The following is a 13,841-nucleotide window of genomic DNA, read 5'->3' as shown; positions in this document are numbered from 1 at the left end:
AAGCCGTGAAGCGAAGCCTCAAGCAGATCCAGTACCGACCACACCTCGTCGACGGATGCCTCGCAGGAACCGGTCTGATCATGGACGACTGACCACGATCAACCCGACATCACCCAATCAAGTTCAGTATCAAGGACGGCGATGAGCAATTGACCATCGATGTCCTCAACCGGGTCGAGAACGATGCCGCAGCGGAGAAGGCACGGCTGGACATGGTCAGTGCCTTCGCAAGCGGCCGGCTCTCCAGCCGACCGGGCCGCCAACAGTCCCGGCGAGAGCAGCCTCCGCGGACATCCACATGAGCCGGACTCTGGACACGATCCCCATCCGAGTCCTGCCGCTACCTGAGGAAGCACTCGACAGTTGGCTGGACGCCTACGCCCACCGGCTCCAGGTCTATCCAGCTGACATCCTCGGTCTCGCCGGGATGGAAGCCACCGGACCCGGAGCCCGACGGTCGCTGTTTGCCCGCAAGCCGTGGCTCGCAGAGCTGCACCCTCAGGAATTCTCAGCACTGGCCCGGGTTACCGGCATCCCGACCAGCCAGCTGGCCGGAAGGACGCTGACCCGCTACATCGGCTCTCTGCTCACCGTGGATGCGGCAACCGGTGCCCTGGACCTTTCAGGATGGATCTTCCAGACGCAGCCCTCGCGCTACTGCCCGGCCTGTCTGAAAAGCAACGGCGGGCGCTGGAAACTCGAATGGCGCCTGCCCTGGTCAATCGCCTGTCTCGAGCACCACTGCCTGCTGATCGACCACTGCCCCAAATGCGGGCGCCAGCCCCGCCTGCGCTGGGGCAAACTCGTCCGTCCCGTCCCCGGCCGATGCCTCGCAGCCGCCCCACAGCCCGACAGGACCGAACGCAATCCCCGAGCCTGCTTCGGTCGACTCGCCGACGCGACGATCCACACTCTGCAACCAGACAGCTCCATCCTGGCCGCACAGCGCGAGGTTACTGACCTGATCGCGGAGATCGAAGAGAAGCATGCCGCATCGTCCGCCGCGCTCCCCGGGCCGCGTCAGGCACTCGGGGATCTCCACGACTCGGCGAGAGCCGCGATCACAGCACTCCAACTCGTTCCGGAAGGGCCCCAGCGAGTCACTGAGATCATGGGGGAACTGGACCTTCAACCTGGTGCGCAGCTACTCGCGGGCCGATCCCGTGGCAGGTCGGTGCCCGCCGATGCCCGTGCCATGGCCTTCGGTCTGACCGTCGCCCGGCTCCTCCTCGTCCAAGGACCGGACAGACCCGATCCCGAGATCGCCAGTTGGCTGATGCAGACAGCGAAAAGCAACTCGGGGCCGGCCCCAGGTAACGTACTCAAACTCTGGAGCGGATCTTCGAAAGCCTTGCAAGGCGCCCTACTCAAGCAGCTGGATGCCCAGCTCGGGCCGCGAGACCGGCTTCTCTACCGGACAGCAACAGCGACCCCATCGAAGCCGATCCAAGGTCGGGGAACAGCACGATCCCGCATGACTCCGCAGCTGTTCTGGCGCGGACTCGCACTCCGCCTGCTTCCCCCCGGGAGTTTCGACCCAATGCGGTTTCGCTCAGCGCTCAGCGCGTTTCTCCTCGCCGCAGGTAGCCGCGACTACGGCTACCGCCAGGCACATATTGCTCTCGGGCACGAACTCACCCAACCGGTCACCAACCCGTCCTACGCTGCGAACTCCGTTCAGAAGGCCGGCGCGATCGACGGTCTACTCTCGGCGATCGGACAGCTGTCTCTCCGGCTTGATGAGTGCGGCAGCCCCATCGACTACGCACGCCGCCGCCGTCTATTCTCCCAAGCAGAACTCGACATCTCGACATGGAACACAGCCTGTGACGAGATCGGCCGAAGAAACCCTCACCCTCAGCAGCAGCGGATTCTCCGATTCCTGCTCATCGAGACCCTCACCGGAACTGATCCCCACTACCTTCCTGCGCCGGTCAACCTCGCTACCCTTCCCACAGTTGGCTACAAATCCTCCGTACTCCGGCTCCCAGCACCACTCATGAACCAGATCCATCAACAGGCGCAGCAGCTCTTGGCCCAAGCTGACATCGACGAGCCAGTGATCTGGGAGCCCCCAGATGGGTGGTTGACCGACGTGGTCTGGCCAGGACCGCACCCGGACGATATCGACCTCGAGGAGATGTGGCGGCAGATTCGAAGGAAGATGCCAGTCGGAGAAATTGCACGATCGCTCGGAACAAGTAGCGAGCACATCCGATGTGCCGCACTTCGTCACCCTGCCCCCGAGGACTATCAACGTTCTCGATGGAATAGCAAGATCCCGCGGACTCATGCCCTGAGTACTGCTGAACTGCGCAGCCACTGCGAACAGGGTCTCAGCCCTCAAGCCATCGCAGACATTGCTGGCTGCAGTCCTGACCTCATCCTCCGAATCCTCAAGAGCGTGGGGATCCCTCGAAGGCGACCTGGGCGCCCAAGAACTCACCGTCCAGATCCCGAATGGATCAGGACCGAGTACGAGATCAAGAATAGAGGGTTCGCTGATCTGGCCAATGAGATCGGCATGAGTGACCGTGCGCTACGAGACCAAGCTATTCAGTACGGCATCACACCACGTCCCGTTGGCACAGTCGGCCACGAACTGGGCCGTCGCGGAAGCCCTCAGGATTACTCACAGCTACTCTGGGACGCTTTCACGGGACAAGGGGCCACACGGAGGGTCCAGCGGTTTCTAGAGATAATTGGTTACCAAAACCTCGCCAAGGCCGCTCGGGGTATTGGGGTTCACCGCGCCAGCCTCAGTAACCAACTCGACGTACTGGAACGATCCACCAAGCAGGAACTGTTCAAACGAACCAGCAACGGCAACCGCACCTTGACCCTTACCCAGGTCGGGACTGCTCTCGCCGAAGAGGCGCAAACAGTGCTGCGTGCATTGTCAATGCCCCAAACGACGTACCCTCAGGATCCAAAGTCCGGTGCAGAATGCTGAACAATGAGGCTGTCCAACTAGAAACCTCGTGCTCAACTATACAAAAACACCAGGTCGGCATGCTGGACAAGGATGGGGCCCTACAGCCGGCAACCGGCCACCGACCCCACGGCCCGTGCGGGCCGGCCATCGGAGCACCCCACAACTCCCCGGCGCGAGACGCGCGGGGACGGCCTGGGATCATGCAGGGATGGATCCCTTGTCGGCCGACCTGGCCCGCCTCGCCGCCACCGGCCGGTTCGGAGACTTCTTCGTCGGTGCCCGGCTGCCCGATCTGATCGCGGCGAAGGGGGAGCCCGAGTGGTCGGGGCGGATCGACGCCAAACGCCGCTGGCCGCACTGGTTCTGCTACGGCGGCCTGGAGATCGTCTTCTGCCAGTGCCGCCTGCTGGACCGGATGTTCGTACCCGTCTGGCGTGACGGGCTGGAGATCCCGGGGACCGGCCGCGAACCGGGATACACCGTCACCTCGCCGGTCACCGAGTCGCGGTTCACCGCCGCCCTCACGGCCGCCGGAATCGCCTGGCGCACGCAGTGGTCGCCGACGCTGCCGGACCAGCGCACGCTCCTGACCGACCCGGCTCCCGGCATCGTCGCCGACTTCGTCTTCGTCGCGCCCGACGGCGAGGATCCGGCCACGGCGGACTGGCCGATGGAGAAGGCGGGTACGTACGGACTCAGCCACGGCGCCTGTCCGGAGCCGGACCCGAGCCTGCCCGACGACGGCTACGGAGCCTGACGTGGACGGCGTACTGCGGCAACTGCGCTCCGTCGGCCCCTTCTTCACCGTGGCGTACGGGAAGGAGCCGCCCGGGCCCGGCTTCCGGCCGCTCGACGCGCTGTACGGGGAGCAACTCGGGGCCTACGTGGCGGAGGTCGGCCGGCGGATCGGGAGCGGACCCGGGCGGGTGGCGGCCTCGACCGCACAGTTCGGGATCGCCTCGCGGCTCTGGTCGCTCGGGCTCGGCTGCGCCGTGCTCTCCGGGCGGGTCCCGGACCTCGCACCCGGCGGCCTGTGCTGGCGGCTGCCCGGCGCGGGCTCGCTGGAGCTGTGGCTGCCCGAGCCCGCCGAACTCCCCGCGGGCCTCCCCGGGGAAACCCCGGGGCGGGCCCTCGCGGACACCGTGCTCGGCAACCTCGCGGTGCTCGACACGGCGCTGCGCGAGCGGTTCGGTGTCTCGCCGCTGGTGCTGCGCGGCAACGCCGCCTCCGGGCTCGTCGGTGCCGTCCGGGTGCTCACGGACCGGGTGCCGGGCGAGGCTGCGGCGCTGCTGGCCGCCGGGCTGCTGGCCGACGGCGGCCCGCTCGGCGGGACCGGCACCTTCGTCCACGAACCCGGCCTCGGGGTGGCCTTCGTGCGCCGGAGCTGCTGCCTGTACTACAAGGTGCCGGGCGGCGGGCTCTGCGGGGACTGCGTACTGCGGACCAGGTAAGCGGCAAGGGGCCACCGGGGAGCGGTCGTACCGCTCCCCGGTGGCCCCCGTGGTGCCACTGATCAGAAGGCCGGAAGGCCCGAGGATCAGAAGGTCAGGTTCCAGGCGTCGATCTTGCCGGTGTCCTGGTTGGCGTTGTCGTTCACGCGCAGCGTCCAGACAGCGTTGGCCACCTCGGTGGAGGCGTTGACGGTGAACGTCTGGATGATGTTGTCCGTGGTGCCGCCGGTCCGGTTGCTCAGCACGTAGACCGAACCGTCAGGAGCGACGAGGTCGACCTTGAGGTCGCCGATGTAGGTGTGCTTGATGTCCACGCCCACCTTGAGGGTGGTCGGCGCGTTGCCGGTCACCCCGCTGACGGTGATGGCGCTGTTCACGGTCGTGTTGTCGGGGATCGCGACATCGGTGAGGTTCTCGAAGTACTTGCCGGTGGGCGGCGGGGTCGAGCCGCCGACCGCCTTCAGCGCGTCGACCTGGCCCTCGCCGAAGAACCCGTTGTTGGCCGTGGTCCCCTTGCAGCGGCTGTCCGACGGGCAGGCGACGTCGTTGGCCTGCGTGGCCAGCGCGGTGCGGATCTGCGCCGGGGTGAAGGTCGGGTTGGCGCTGGCGATGAGCGCCGCGACGCCCGCGACGTGCGGGGATGCCATCGAGGTACCGCTCATGGAGCTGTACGAGCCGCCCGGCACGGTCGAGTAGACGTTGCTGCCCGGCGCCGCGACGTCGATGACGCCCTGGCCGAAGTTGGAGAACGAGGCCTTGGTGACACCGGTGCCGTTGGCCGCGACCGTGACCACGCCCGGCAGCTCGGTCGGGATGTCGAGGCAGGCGTTGGTGATGGTCCGGGTGGTCGGCGTCGAGTCGTTGGGGCTCGCCGAGTCCGTGGTCTTGTTGGCGAGGTCGTAGTTCTCGTTGCCCGCCGCGGCGACCTGGAGCGAGCCCTTGCTCTCCGCGTACTCCTGGGCGCGCTTGACGCCCTCGATGATCGCGGCCTGGTCGATGTTGTCCGGGCAGTTGAACTGCCACGGGTCCGTGTAATAGCTGTTGTTGGTGACCTTGAACCCGTGGTCGCCGGACCACACGAAGGCGCAGATGGTGTTCTCGGGGAAGAAGAGCGAGGTGCCCGGCTCGGCCACGCGGACCGAGGAGATCTTCACGCCCGGGGCCACGCCGACGACGCCCTTGCCGTTCTTGGCGGCGGCGACGGAGCCCGCGACGTGCGTGCCGTGGGTGCCCACGTCGCGCCAGGCGCCGACCCGGGTGTCCGCCTTGCCGTAGGCGCAGGAGGCGGAGTCGGCGGCGTTGAAGTTCGGTGCCAGGTCCTGGTGCTGGTCGTCGACGCCGGTGTCCAGGATGCCGACCTTGACGGAGGGCGAGCCGGGGTTCACGGCCCAGGCCTGGTCGGCCTTGATCTGGGTCATGTCGGCGCGCGCGGGCTCGCCCGTGGGAGTCGTCGACTGGGACGGATTGGCGGGCAGCGCCGGGTTGTAGGCGTCGGCCGGTACGTCCGAGGTGCGCGTCGCGCCGACCTTCTGGACCCCGCTGACCCCGCGCATGGTGGCGGCGAAGGTCGAGGAGGTCGAGTGGGCGACGATCACGCCGATCTGGTCGTAGTACGAGAAGACCGTGCCGCCGTTCGCCGTGACGGCGGAACGGACCGCGGAGCTGTCACCGGCGGCGGTGATCACCACGTAGGCGCGGGTGCCGGCAGCCCAGGTCGCACTCTGGGAAGTCGGCGCCTGGGCCTGGGCCTTGGCGGGTGCGGAGGTGCCGGGGATGCCGGCCGGGGAGACGGGCGCCGTGCCGGCGAGCGCGGCCGGTGCCCCGAAGACCAGGGTGGCGCCCAGGGCGGCCGCCAGTACGAGGGTGCGTCGAGGTCGGCTGGATATGTGGGGTATCAATGCGTCCTCCGAAGACGGTCCTGCGGTGCGGGTGGCACCTACCGGTCCGTACGAAACAAGTGGTGGACGCAAGATGTCAGAAGCGTGCCCCGATATGGAAGTACCTTTTACAGCTAGACGGTTCATCTGATCTTGGCTGAAAAAAGACTCCCGCACGAGGTGTCGGGACCGGCCGGGCTGGGCACCGTGGGGGCGAGCCCTGCCCGGCCGGTCCGTGGGGCGTTCCCGTCAGACGGGTACGCCGTCCTTGATGCCGCCCGGCTGGGCGGGTACGGCGGCGGCCTGCTCGTGCCCGTCGTCGGTGAGCGTGCTCTCGTCGAACGGGAGCCGTCCCGCGAGGACTTCGGTGGCCCGGACCCGGTCGAACTCCTTCGTCCAGGTGCCGATCAGCACGGTCGCGATCGCGTTGCCCGCGAAGTTCGTCAGCGCCCTCGCCTCGCTCATGAAGCGGTCGATGCCCACGATCAGGCCGACGCCGTCGACGAGTTCGGGCCGGTGCGACTGGAGTCCTCCGGCGAGGGTGGCCAGACCCGCGCCGGTGACCCCGGCCGCGCCCTTCGAGGCCACGATCATGAACAGCAGCAGGGAGATCTGCTCGCCCAGTGCGAGGGGCTGGCCCATCGCCTCCGCGACGAAGAGCGAGGACATCGTCAGATAGATCGCGGTCCCGTCCAGGTTGAAGGAGTAGCCGGTGGGGACCGTGATGCCGACCACCGGCCGGGAGACGCCCACGTGTTCCATCTTCGCGATCAGCCGGGGCAGCGCCGACTCGGAGGAGGAGGTGGACAGGATCAGCAGGAACTCCCGGCCCAGGTAGCGCAGCAGGGCGAAGACGCTGATCCCCGTGCACAGCCTCAGCAGCGTGCCGAGGACCACGAAGACGAAGAGCAGGCAGGTGGTGTAGAAGCCGATCATGATGACCGCGAGCGACTTCAGCGCGTCCAGTCCGGTCGCCCCGACCACCGCCGCGATCGCGCCGAACGCGCCCACCGGCGCCACCCACATGATCATCGCGAGGACCCGGAACACCAGCTTCTGCACGTGCCCGATCCCGCGCAGCACCGGCTCGCCCGCCGCGCCCATGGCCTGGAGCGCGAACCCGCACAACAGCGCCACCAGCAGCGTCTGCAGCACCTCGCCCCCGGTGAAGGCGGACACCAGCGTGGTCGGGATGATCCCCAGCAGGAACTCGGGCGTCGTCTCCGCGCCGCCCGCCTTGGCCTGCGCCTCGCCCGCGTGCCGGGTCGCCTCGGTCAGGTGCAGCCCGCTGCCCGGCTCCAGCAGGTTGCCGACCAGCAGCCCGATGGCCAGCGCCACCGTGGACATCACCATGAAGTAGCCGAGCGCCAGCCCGCCCACCGCGCCGACCTTGGCGGCCTTGCGCACCGAGCCGATGCCCAGCACGATCGTGCAGAAGATGACCGGCGAGATCATCATCTTGATGAGGTTGACGAAGCCGGTGCCCAGCGGTTTGAGCTCCACGGCCACGCCGGGCGCGGCGAACCCGACGGCGATGCCGAGCAGCACCGCGCCGATCACCGCGATGTACAGATAATGCGTCTTGTCGCGCCTGGCGGCCACGATGCCTCCCGGTAGTGCCCTCGCCTCCCCGATGGCGAAGGCGTCCGGAGAGACCATGGCCCGCCGCTGTGACACCGGTCACCCTTGCGTTCATAGAGTTCACACCCCGGTGCACACTGATCGCCATGTTCCGCTTCCCCCGGCCGCCGCGCAGCCTCGCAGGTCAGCTCTTCGCCATGCACGTGGTGCTGGTCGCCGTGGTCGTCGCCGGTTGCGCCGTCTTCGCCTACGCGGCCGCCCGCGACCAGGCGGAGGAGGCCGCCCGGCGCCAGACCGGGGCGGTGGCCCGCGCGGTCGCCGCCTCCCCGTCGGTGCGGGAAGCGGCGCAGGAGGCCCTACGGGAAACCGGGCGCGGGGCCGGCGGCCCCGGCGGGCCCACCGCGGCCCTGCAGCCCTACGCGGAGCGGGTCCGCGTCGAGGCGGGCGTGGACTTCGTGACGATCATGGCTCCGGACGGGCGGCGCTGGACCCACCCCGACCCGATGCGCATCGGCGAACCCTTCCTCGGCAACACCGCCCCCGCGCTGCGGGGCGAGACCTTCAGCGAGACCTACACCGGCACCCTCGGCCCCTCCATCCGGGTGGTCACCCCGATCACCGGCGACGGCCGGGTCATCGGCATGGTCTCCGCCGGCATCACCGTCCGCGCGGTCAGCGCCCGCCTCGCCGAACGGCTCTCCGCCGTCGCCTGGGTGGCCGGCGGGGCCCTCGCACTCGGCGGGGCCGGCACCTACGTCATCAACGCCCGGCTGCGCCGCCACACCCACGGGATGAACGCGTCCGAGCTGAGCCGGATGTACGACTACCACCAGGCGGCCCTGCACGGGGTCCGCGAAGGCCTGCTCATGCTCGACGGCCGGCGCCGGATCACCCTCGTCAACGACGCGGGCCGCGAACTCCTCGGCCTGTGCGGGAAGATCAAGGGGACCGGAGTCGCCGACCTCGGGCTGCCCGCCCCCCTCACCGGGGCACTGCTCTCCGACCAGCCCCGGGTGGACGAGGTCCATCTGACCGCGGACCGGGTGCTCGTGCTCAACAGCGCGCCCGTCGCCGGCGGCGGCCGCCGGGGCACCGTCATCACCCTGCGCGACCACACCGAACTGCTCTCGCTGACCGGGGAACTGGACCAGGAGCGCGGATTCACCCGGGCGCTGCGCGCGCAGGCCCACGAGGCGGCCAACCGGCTGCACACCGTGGTCTCCCTCATCGAACTCGGCCGCAGCCGGGAAGCGGTGGACTTCGCCACCGCCGAACTCTCCCTCGCACAGGCCCTGACCGACGAGGTGATCGCCGCCGTCGGCGAGCCCGTGCTCGTCGCCCTGCTGCTCGGCAAGGCCGCGCAGGCCCACGAACGGGGGGTCGAGCTGGTCGTCACCCCGGACAGCGAAGCCATCGACGCCGGGCCCGGCGGCCCGTCCGCCCGGGACCTCGTCACCGTCCTCGGGAACCTCGTCGACAACGCCGTCGACGCCCTCACCGGCGTACCCGGCGGCCGGATCTCCGTCACCGTCCGCCCCGACGGCCCGGCCGGCCCCCACGGGCAGGGCCTGCTGCTCAGCGTCGCCGACAACGGCCCCGGACTTCCCGAGGGCGCCGACGTGTTCCGGCGCGGCTGGTCGGGCAAGGGTGAGGGGCGGGGTCTGGGCCTCGCGCTGGTGCGGCAGGTGGCGCACCGGCACGGCGGCAGCGCGGACGCGGACCAACTGCCGGACGGTGGCGCGCGGTTCACCGTACGGCTGCCGGCGCGCAGGGAGGTGGATGCATGAGCACGCCCGAGGTGCGGGTCCTCGTCGTCGAGGACGACCCGGTGGCCGCCGACGCGCACGCGCTGTACGTCGGGCGGGTGCCCGGCTTCACCGCCGTCGCGGCGGTCCACTCGCTCGCCGAGGCCACCCGCGTCCTGGAACGGACCCGGATCGACCTGCTGCTGCTCGACCTGACCCTGCCCGACGGCCACGGGCTGCGCTTCGCGCGCGGCCTGCGGGCCGCGGGCCACCCCGCCGACGTGATCGTGGTGACCTCGGCGCGGGACCTGGGGGTCGTCCGCGAGAGCGTCTCGCTCGGGGTGGTGCAGTACGTACTGAAGCCCTTCGCCTTCCCCACCCTGCGCGAACGGCTCCTGCGCTACGCGGAGTTCCGCGACACGGCGGCGGGCGAGGCGGTCGGCCAGGACGACGTGGACCGGGCCATGGCGGCCCTGCGCTCACCCCGGCCGGCCGAACTCCCCAAGGGGATCGGCGGGCCGACCCTGGAACGGGTCGCCGCGCTGCTGCGGGCGGCCCCCGAGGGGCTGACCGCGGGCGGGACGGCCGAGGCGGCCGGGATCTCCCGGATCACCGCCCGCCGGTACCTGGAGCACCTGGTGGACACCGGCCGCGCGGACCGCACCCCCCGGTACGGCCAGGTCGGCCGCCCCGAACTGCACTACCGCTGGCTGGCGGCGGCCCCGGCCGGTGCCGGCACCGGCTCGGTGTCGAAGGTGTAGAACGCCCGGTGGTCCAGCATGTCGGCCGGGGTCACGTCGTTCCACGGCCTCATGGTGTCGTTCAGGTCCACGACGTTCGGGGTGCCGGCGGCGGGCAGGTACGCCGACTGCGGGTGCAGCGCCTGCCAGTCGGCCCACAGCTTGTCGATGAACGCGTGGTGCATCCAGAACACCGGGTCGTTGGGGGAGACCCCGGTGGCCATCTGGCCGCCCACCCACACGTGCACCCGGTTGTGCAGGTTGGCCCCGCGCCAGCCCTCCAGATGGTTGCGGAAACCGCCGGAGGAGCTGTTCCAGGGCGCCGCGTCGTACACCGGCATCGCGAGGACGGAGTCCACCTCGGCCCTGGTGGGCAGTTGGGCCACGCCGGTGCCGAGCGCGCGCCGCAGGTAGGAGCGCCCGTCCACCCGTACGGCTATCTCCCACTTCCCCGCCGCGTAGGCGAACGGTCCGTCGAGCACCTGCCCGTCCCGGGCCCGGCCGGTGCCGCCGAGGAAGTCGGCGGCCCAGAGGGAGGAGCGGGCGGTCCGGTCGGCCGTCCAGTCCCAGTACGGCAGGGCCACCGCAGGATCCACCGCCTGCAGCGCCGCCTCGAACTCCAGCAGAAACCGGCGGTGCCAGGGGAGGAAGGAGGGAGAGCGGTGGCCGACCCGGTCACCCGAGTCGGTGTCGCTCATGATGAAGCCGTTGTGCGTGGTGACGAAGCGGTCGTAGCGGCCGGTGCGCTTCAGTTCGAGGAGTGCCGCGACGAACGCCCGCTTCTCCTCGGGAGTGAGCGAGGCCTGGTTCTTGCGGATGGTCATCACATGCCGCCCATCGGGACGAGGGAGGCGCCCTGGAGCTCGCGCACGGCGGCGCGGGCGAGCGGGAGCGGGCCGGAGAAGGTCTCGTAGTGGTTGACCACGCTGATCCAGCTCCCGTCGGCGTTCCGCATCACGTGCAGTTCGCGGCCGTCTATGAGGACGGTCGGCGTGCCGGGGGACTGGTGGCCGCCGTGGTGGCCGCCGTGGTGGTCATCGCCGCCCGAGGCGGGGACTATCCGTATGCGGCGGCCCTGGTAGACCTCGTCGACGGTGCCCGCGGGGGTGGCGGGTGCGGCGGAACGGGATCCGGTGACGGCCGCGTGCGCGGTGGCGCCGGCGAGGCCGAGGGCGGTGAGTGCGCCGGCAGTGGCGCCTAAGGCCTGTCGGCGGGTGATCTTGTTCATGGCCCGAAGAGGTATCAGGGCGCGGAGAACGGAGGGCTGTTATCCGGACATGCGCGGATAAGTTGCCGGTCGAACTAGTTGGATGATCTTCCCGTCCGGACTGGCTCCAGCGGCCCGGACGGGAAGACCTATGAAAAAAAGCTTAACTGACGGGAAATCCTGTGGTCGCACGGGGTGGGTATGGGAGGGATCACACCGCGGAGTCGGCCGGAAGCCGCAGCCGGAACCGCCCCCCGGGACCCGGTTCGGCGCTCAGCGCACCCCCGTGCGCCGATGCGATGTCCCGCGCGATGGCCAGCCCGAGCCCGGTCCCGCCGGCGTCCCGGCTGCGCGAGGCGTCGAGCCGGGTGAAGCGGGTGAAGATCCGCTCCCGGTCCGCCACGGGGACCCCGGCGCCGTCGTCGCGGACCTCCAGGAGGACCCCGGCGGGCCCGCTCGGCCCGTCCGCCGCCGGGGCGGGGGTGACGCTCACCGTGATCGCCGTACGGGCGTGCCGCTGGGCGTTGTCGAGGAGGTTGTCCAGCACCCGGGCCAACTGCCCCCGGCTGCCGCGGACCGGGGCCGGTCCGGCGGCCCGCACCGACACCGGCACCCGCCCTTCGGGGCGCCGGGCCACGGTGTCCCGTACGAGGTCGCGGAGATCAAGGGTGGTCCGCTCGGGGGACCGGCCCGCGTCGAGGCGGGCAAGCAACAGCAGGTCGTCCGCGAGCTGCTGTACGCGGATCGCGTCGTCCAGGAGCTCCGCACCGTGCAGCAGCCGCGGATGGGCGATGCCCACCTCCACGTGGGCGCGCAGCGCGGCGATGGGATTGCGCAGCTCGTGCGACGCGTCGGCGACGAACCGGCGCTGGCGGTCCATCGACTCCTCCAGCCGGTCCAGGGTGGAGTTGACCGTCAGGGAGAGCCGGGCGACCTCGTCGCGCGAGGCCGGGACCGGCACCCGGCCGCCCAGGTCCCGCTCGGTGATCTCCGCGACCTCGGTGCGGATCGCCTCCACGGGGCGCAGGGCCCGGCCGGTGGAGCGCCAGGTGACGGCGGCCACGAGGAGGAGCAGCAGCGGGATGCCGGGGACCATGGAGCGGAGGATCAGATCCTGGGTGTACCGGGCGGTCTCCAGGCTGGTCCCGGCGTACACGGTGGCCCCGGCGCCGTCCGCGGTCGTCGCCCGGACGGCGACGAGCCGGTAGGGGTGGGGCCGGGGATCGGGGCGCAGCGCCAGGTCCAGGCTGCGGGCGGCCGAGTCGTGGCCTTCGGCGGGCTCGAAGGAGGCCACGGGGCCGCGGCCGGCCAGATTGTGGCTCGCGGCGAGGATCCGGCCGTCGTCGGTGACCACTTGGAGCAGGCTGTCCTCGCCGTCGGGCACGGCCAGCCGGTCGACGAGCCGCCCCGACCCGGTCACCCCGGCCACGGCCTCGGCCCGGCTCAGCGCGGTGCGCTCGGCGGAGCCGACCAGCCCGTGCCGGATGACGCCGAGCAGGCCCGCGCAGGCGGCGAGCAGCGCGACGGTGACGATGGCGACGGCGCCGAGGGTGGTCCTGACCCGGACCGATCCGAGCGGGAGGCGCAGACGCTTCACGGGGTGGCGGCGGGCGGCGGGACGAGCCGGTAGCCGATCCCGCGCGGTGTGCAGCAACGGCCGCGCGGTGTCCCCGAAGGGGCCCTGGAGCTTGCGGCGCAACGCGCTCACGTGCACCTCCACCACGTTCGGATCGCTGTCGGCGGGCAGGTCCCAGACCTCCTCCAGCAGCGCGCCCTTGGAGACCGCGACCCCCGGCCGCCGGGCGAGCACCGCGAGGAGGTCGAACTCCTTGGCGGTGAGCGGGATCTCGGTCCCGGCCCGCGCGCACCGCTTGCTCCCGGGCTCCAGTACGAGGTCGCCCGCCTCGACGACTGCCGGCCGGGCGGCGCCCCCGCGGCGCAGCAGGGCGCGCAGGCGGGCCTGGAGGACCAGGTAGGAGAAGGGCTTCGTGAGGTAGTCGTCGGCGCCGGTGTCGAGGCCCTCGGCCTCGTCGTACTCGCTGTCCCTCGCGGTCAGCATCAGGATCGGCGTCCAGAGTCCGGCGGCCCGTACGGTCCGGCACACGCGGTGTCCGTCGAGGCCCGGCAGCATCACGTCGAGGATGATCGCGTCGTAGGCGTCGGTGAGCGCGAGCCGCAGACCCTCGTCCCCGTCGTGGGCCACGTCGACCCGGAGTCCCTCGGCCTCGATTCCGCGGCGCAGTACGGAGGTCAGGGAGACCTCATCCTCGACGATCAATATGCTGCTCATTGTCCGGATCCTACC

General features: G+C 70.5%; 10 protein-coding genes. 5 read left to right on the top strand and 5 right to left on the bottom strand.

Annotated elements, in window-relative coordinates:
• Positions 1 to 298 precede the first annotated feature (298 nt).
• From AC061S_RS10700 to AC061S_RS10690, 3 genes are all read left to right on the top strand, one after another.
• The gene (locus AC061S_RS10700; protein WP_478685628.1) at positions 299 to 2,953 is read left to right on the top strand and encodes a TniQ family protein; all 2,655 of its coding nucleotides are present in this window, start codon (positions 299 to 301) and stop codon (positions 2,951 to 2,953) included.
• 190 nt (positions 2,954 to 3,143) lie between these two features.
• Positions 3,144 to 3,692, top strand: a complete 549-nt coding sequence (locus AC061S_RS10695; protein ID WP_478685627.1) for a hypothetical protein — start codon at positions 3,144 to 3,146, stop codon at positions 3,690 to 3,692.
• Between the two features lies 1 nt (position 3,693).
• Positions 3,694 to 4,386: a (2Fe-2S)-binding protein gene (locus AC061S_RS10690; RefSeq protein WP_478685626.1), complete on the top strand. Its 693-nt coding sequence runs from the start codon at positions 3,694 to 3,696 to the stop codon at positions 4,384 to 4,386.
• Between the two features lie 86 nt (positions 4,387 to 4,472).
• Here AC061S_RS10690 and AC061S_RS10685 read toward each other — a convergent pair whose 3' ends face one another.
• Together AC061S_RS10685 and AC061S_RS10680 are read right to left on the bottom strand one after the other, a co-directional pair.
• Positions 4,473 to 6,284, bottom strand: coding sequence for a S8 family serine peptidase (locus AC061S_RS10685; protein WP_478685625.1), 1,812 nt, complete (start codon positions 6,282 to 6,284; stop codon positions 4,473 to 4,475).
• Positions 6,285 to 6,512: 228 nt separating this feature from the next.
• Positions 6,513 to 7,922: a cation:dicarboxylate symporter family transporter gene (locus AC061S_RS10680; protein WP_478685636.1), complete on the bottom strand. Its 1,410-nt coding sequence runs from the start codon at positions 7,920 to 7,922 to the stop codon at positions 6,513 to 6,515.
• Positions 7,923 to 7,990: 68 nt separating this feature from the next.
• Here AC061S_RS10680 and AC061S_RS10675 point away from each other — a divergent pair, with 68 nt between their 5' ends.
• Positions 7,991 to 9,631, top strand: a complete 1,641-nt coding sequence (locus tag AC061S_RS10675) for a sensor histidine kinase (RefSeq protein WP_478685624.1) — start codon at positions 7,991 to 7,993, stop codon at positions 9,629 to 9,631.
• Positions 9,628 to 10,350 carry a response regulator gene (locus AC061S_RS10670; RefSeq protein WP_478685623.1) on the top strand — a complete coding sequence of 241 codons (723 nt, stop codon included), beginning with the start codon at positions 9,628 to 9,630 and terminating at the stop codon, positions 10,348 to 10,350. The genes AC061S_RS10675 and AC061S_RS10670 overlap by 4 nt, the downstream gene beginning before the upstream one ends.
• Here the strand turns inward: AC061S_RS10670 and melC2 are convergent.
• The 3 genes from melC2 to AC061S_RS10655 form a co-directional block, all read right to left on the bottom strand.
• Complete coding sequence (gene melC2, locus AC061S_RS10665; protein ID WP_478685622.1) at positions 10,290 to 11,153, bottom strand: tyrosinase MelC2; 864 nt, start codon at positions 11,151 to 11,153, stop codon at positions 10,290 to 10,292. The two genes, AC061S_RS10670 and melC2, sit on opposite strands and share 61 nt — an antisense overlap.
• On the bottom strand, positions 11,153 to 11,557 hold the full coding sequence (gene melC1 / locus AC061S_RS10660; RefSeq protein ID WP_478685621.1) for an apotyrosinase chaperone MelC1: 405 nt from the start codon (positions 11,555 to 11,557) through the stop codon (positions 11,153 to 11,155). Before melC1 ends, melC2 begins: the two co-directional genes overlap by 1 nt.
• A gap of 190 nt (positions 11,558 to 11,747) precedes the next feature.
• Positions 11,748 to 13,826: an ATP-binding response regulator gene (locus AC061S_RS10655; protein WP_478685620.1), complete on the bottom strand. Its 2,079-nt coding sequence runs from the start codon at positions 13,824 to 13,826 to the stop codon at positions 11,748 to 11,750.
• Between the last annotated feature and the right edge of the window lie 15 nt (positions 13,827 to 13,841).

This window comes from Streptomyces sp. CA189 (assembly GCF_056428985.1).
This window is presented reverse-complemented; position numbering and strand designations above follow the sequence as displayed.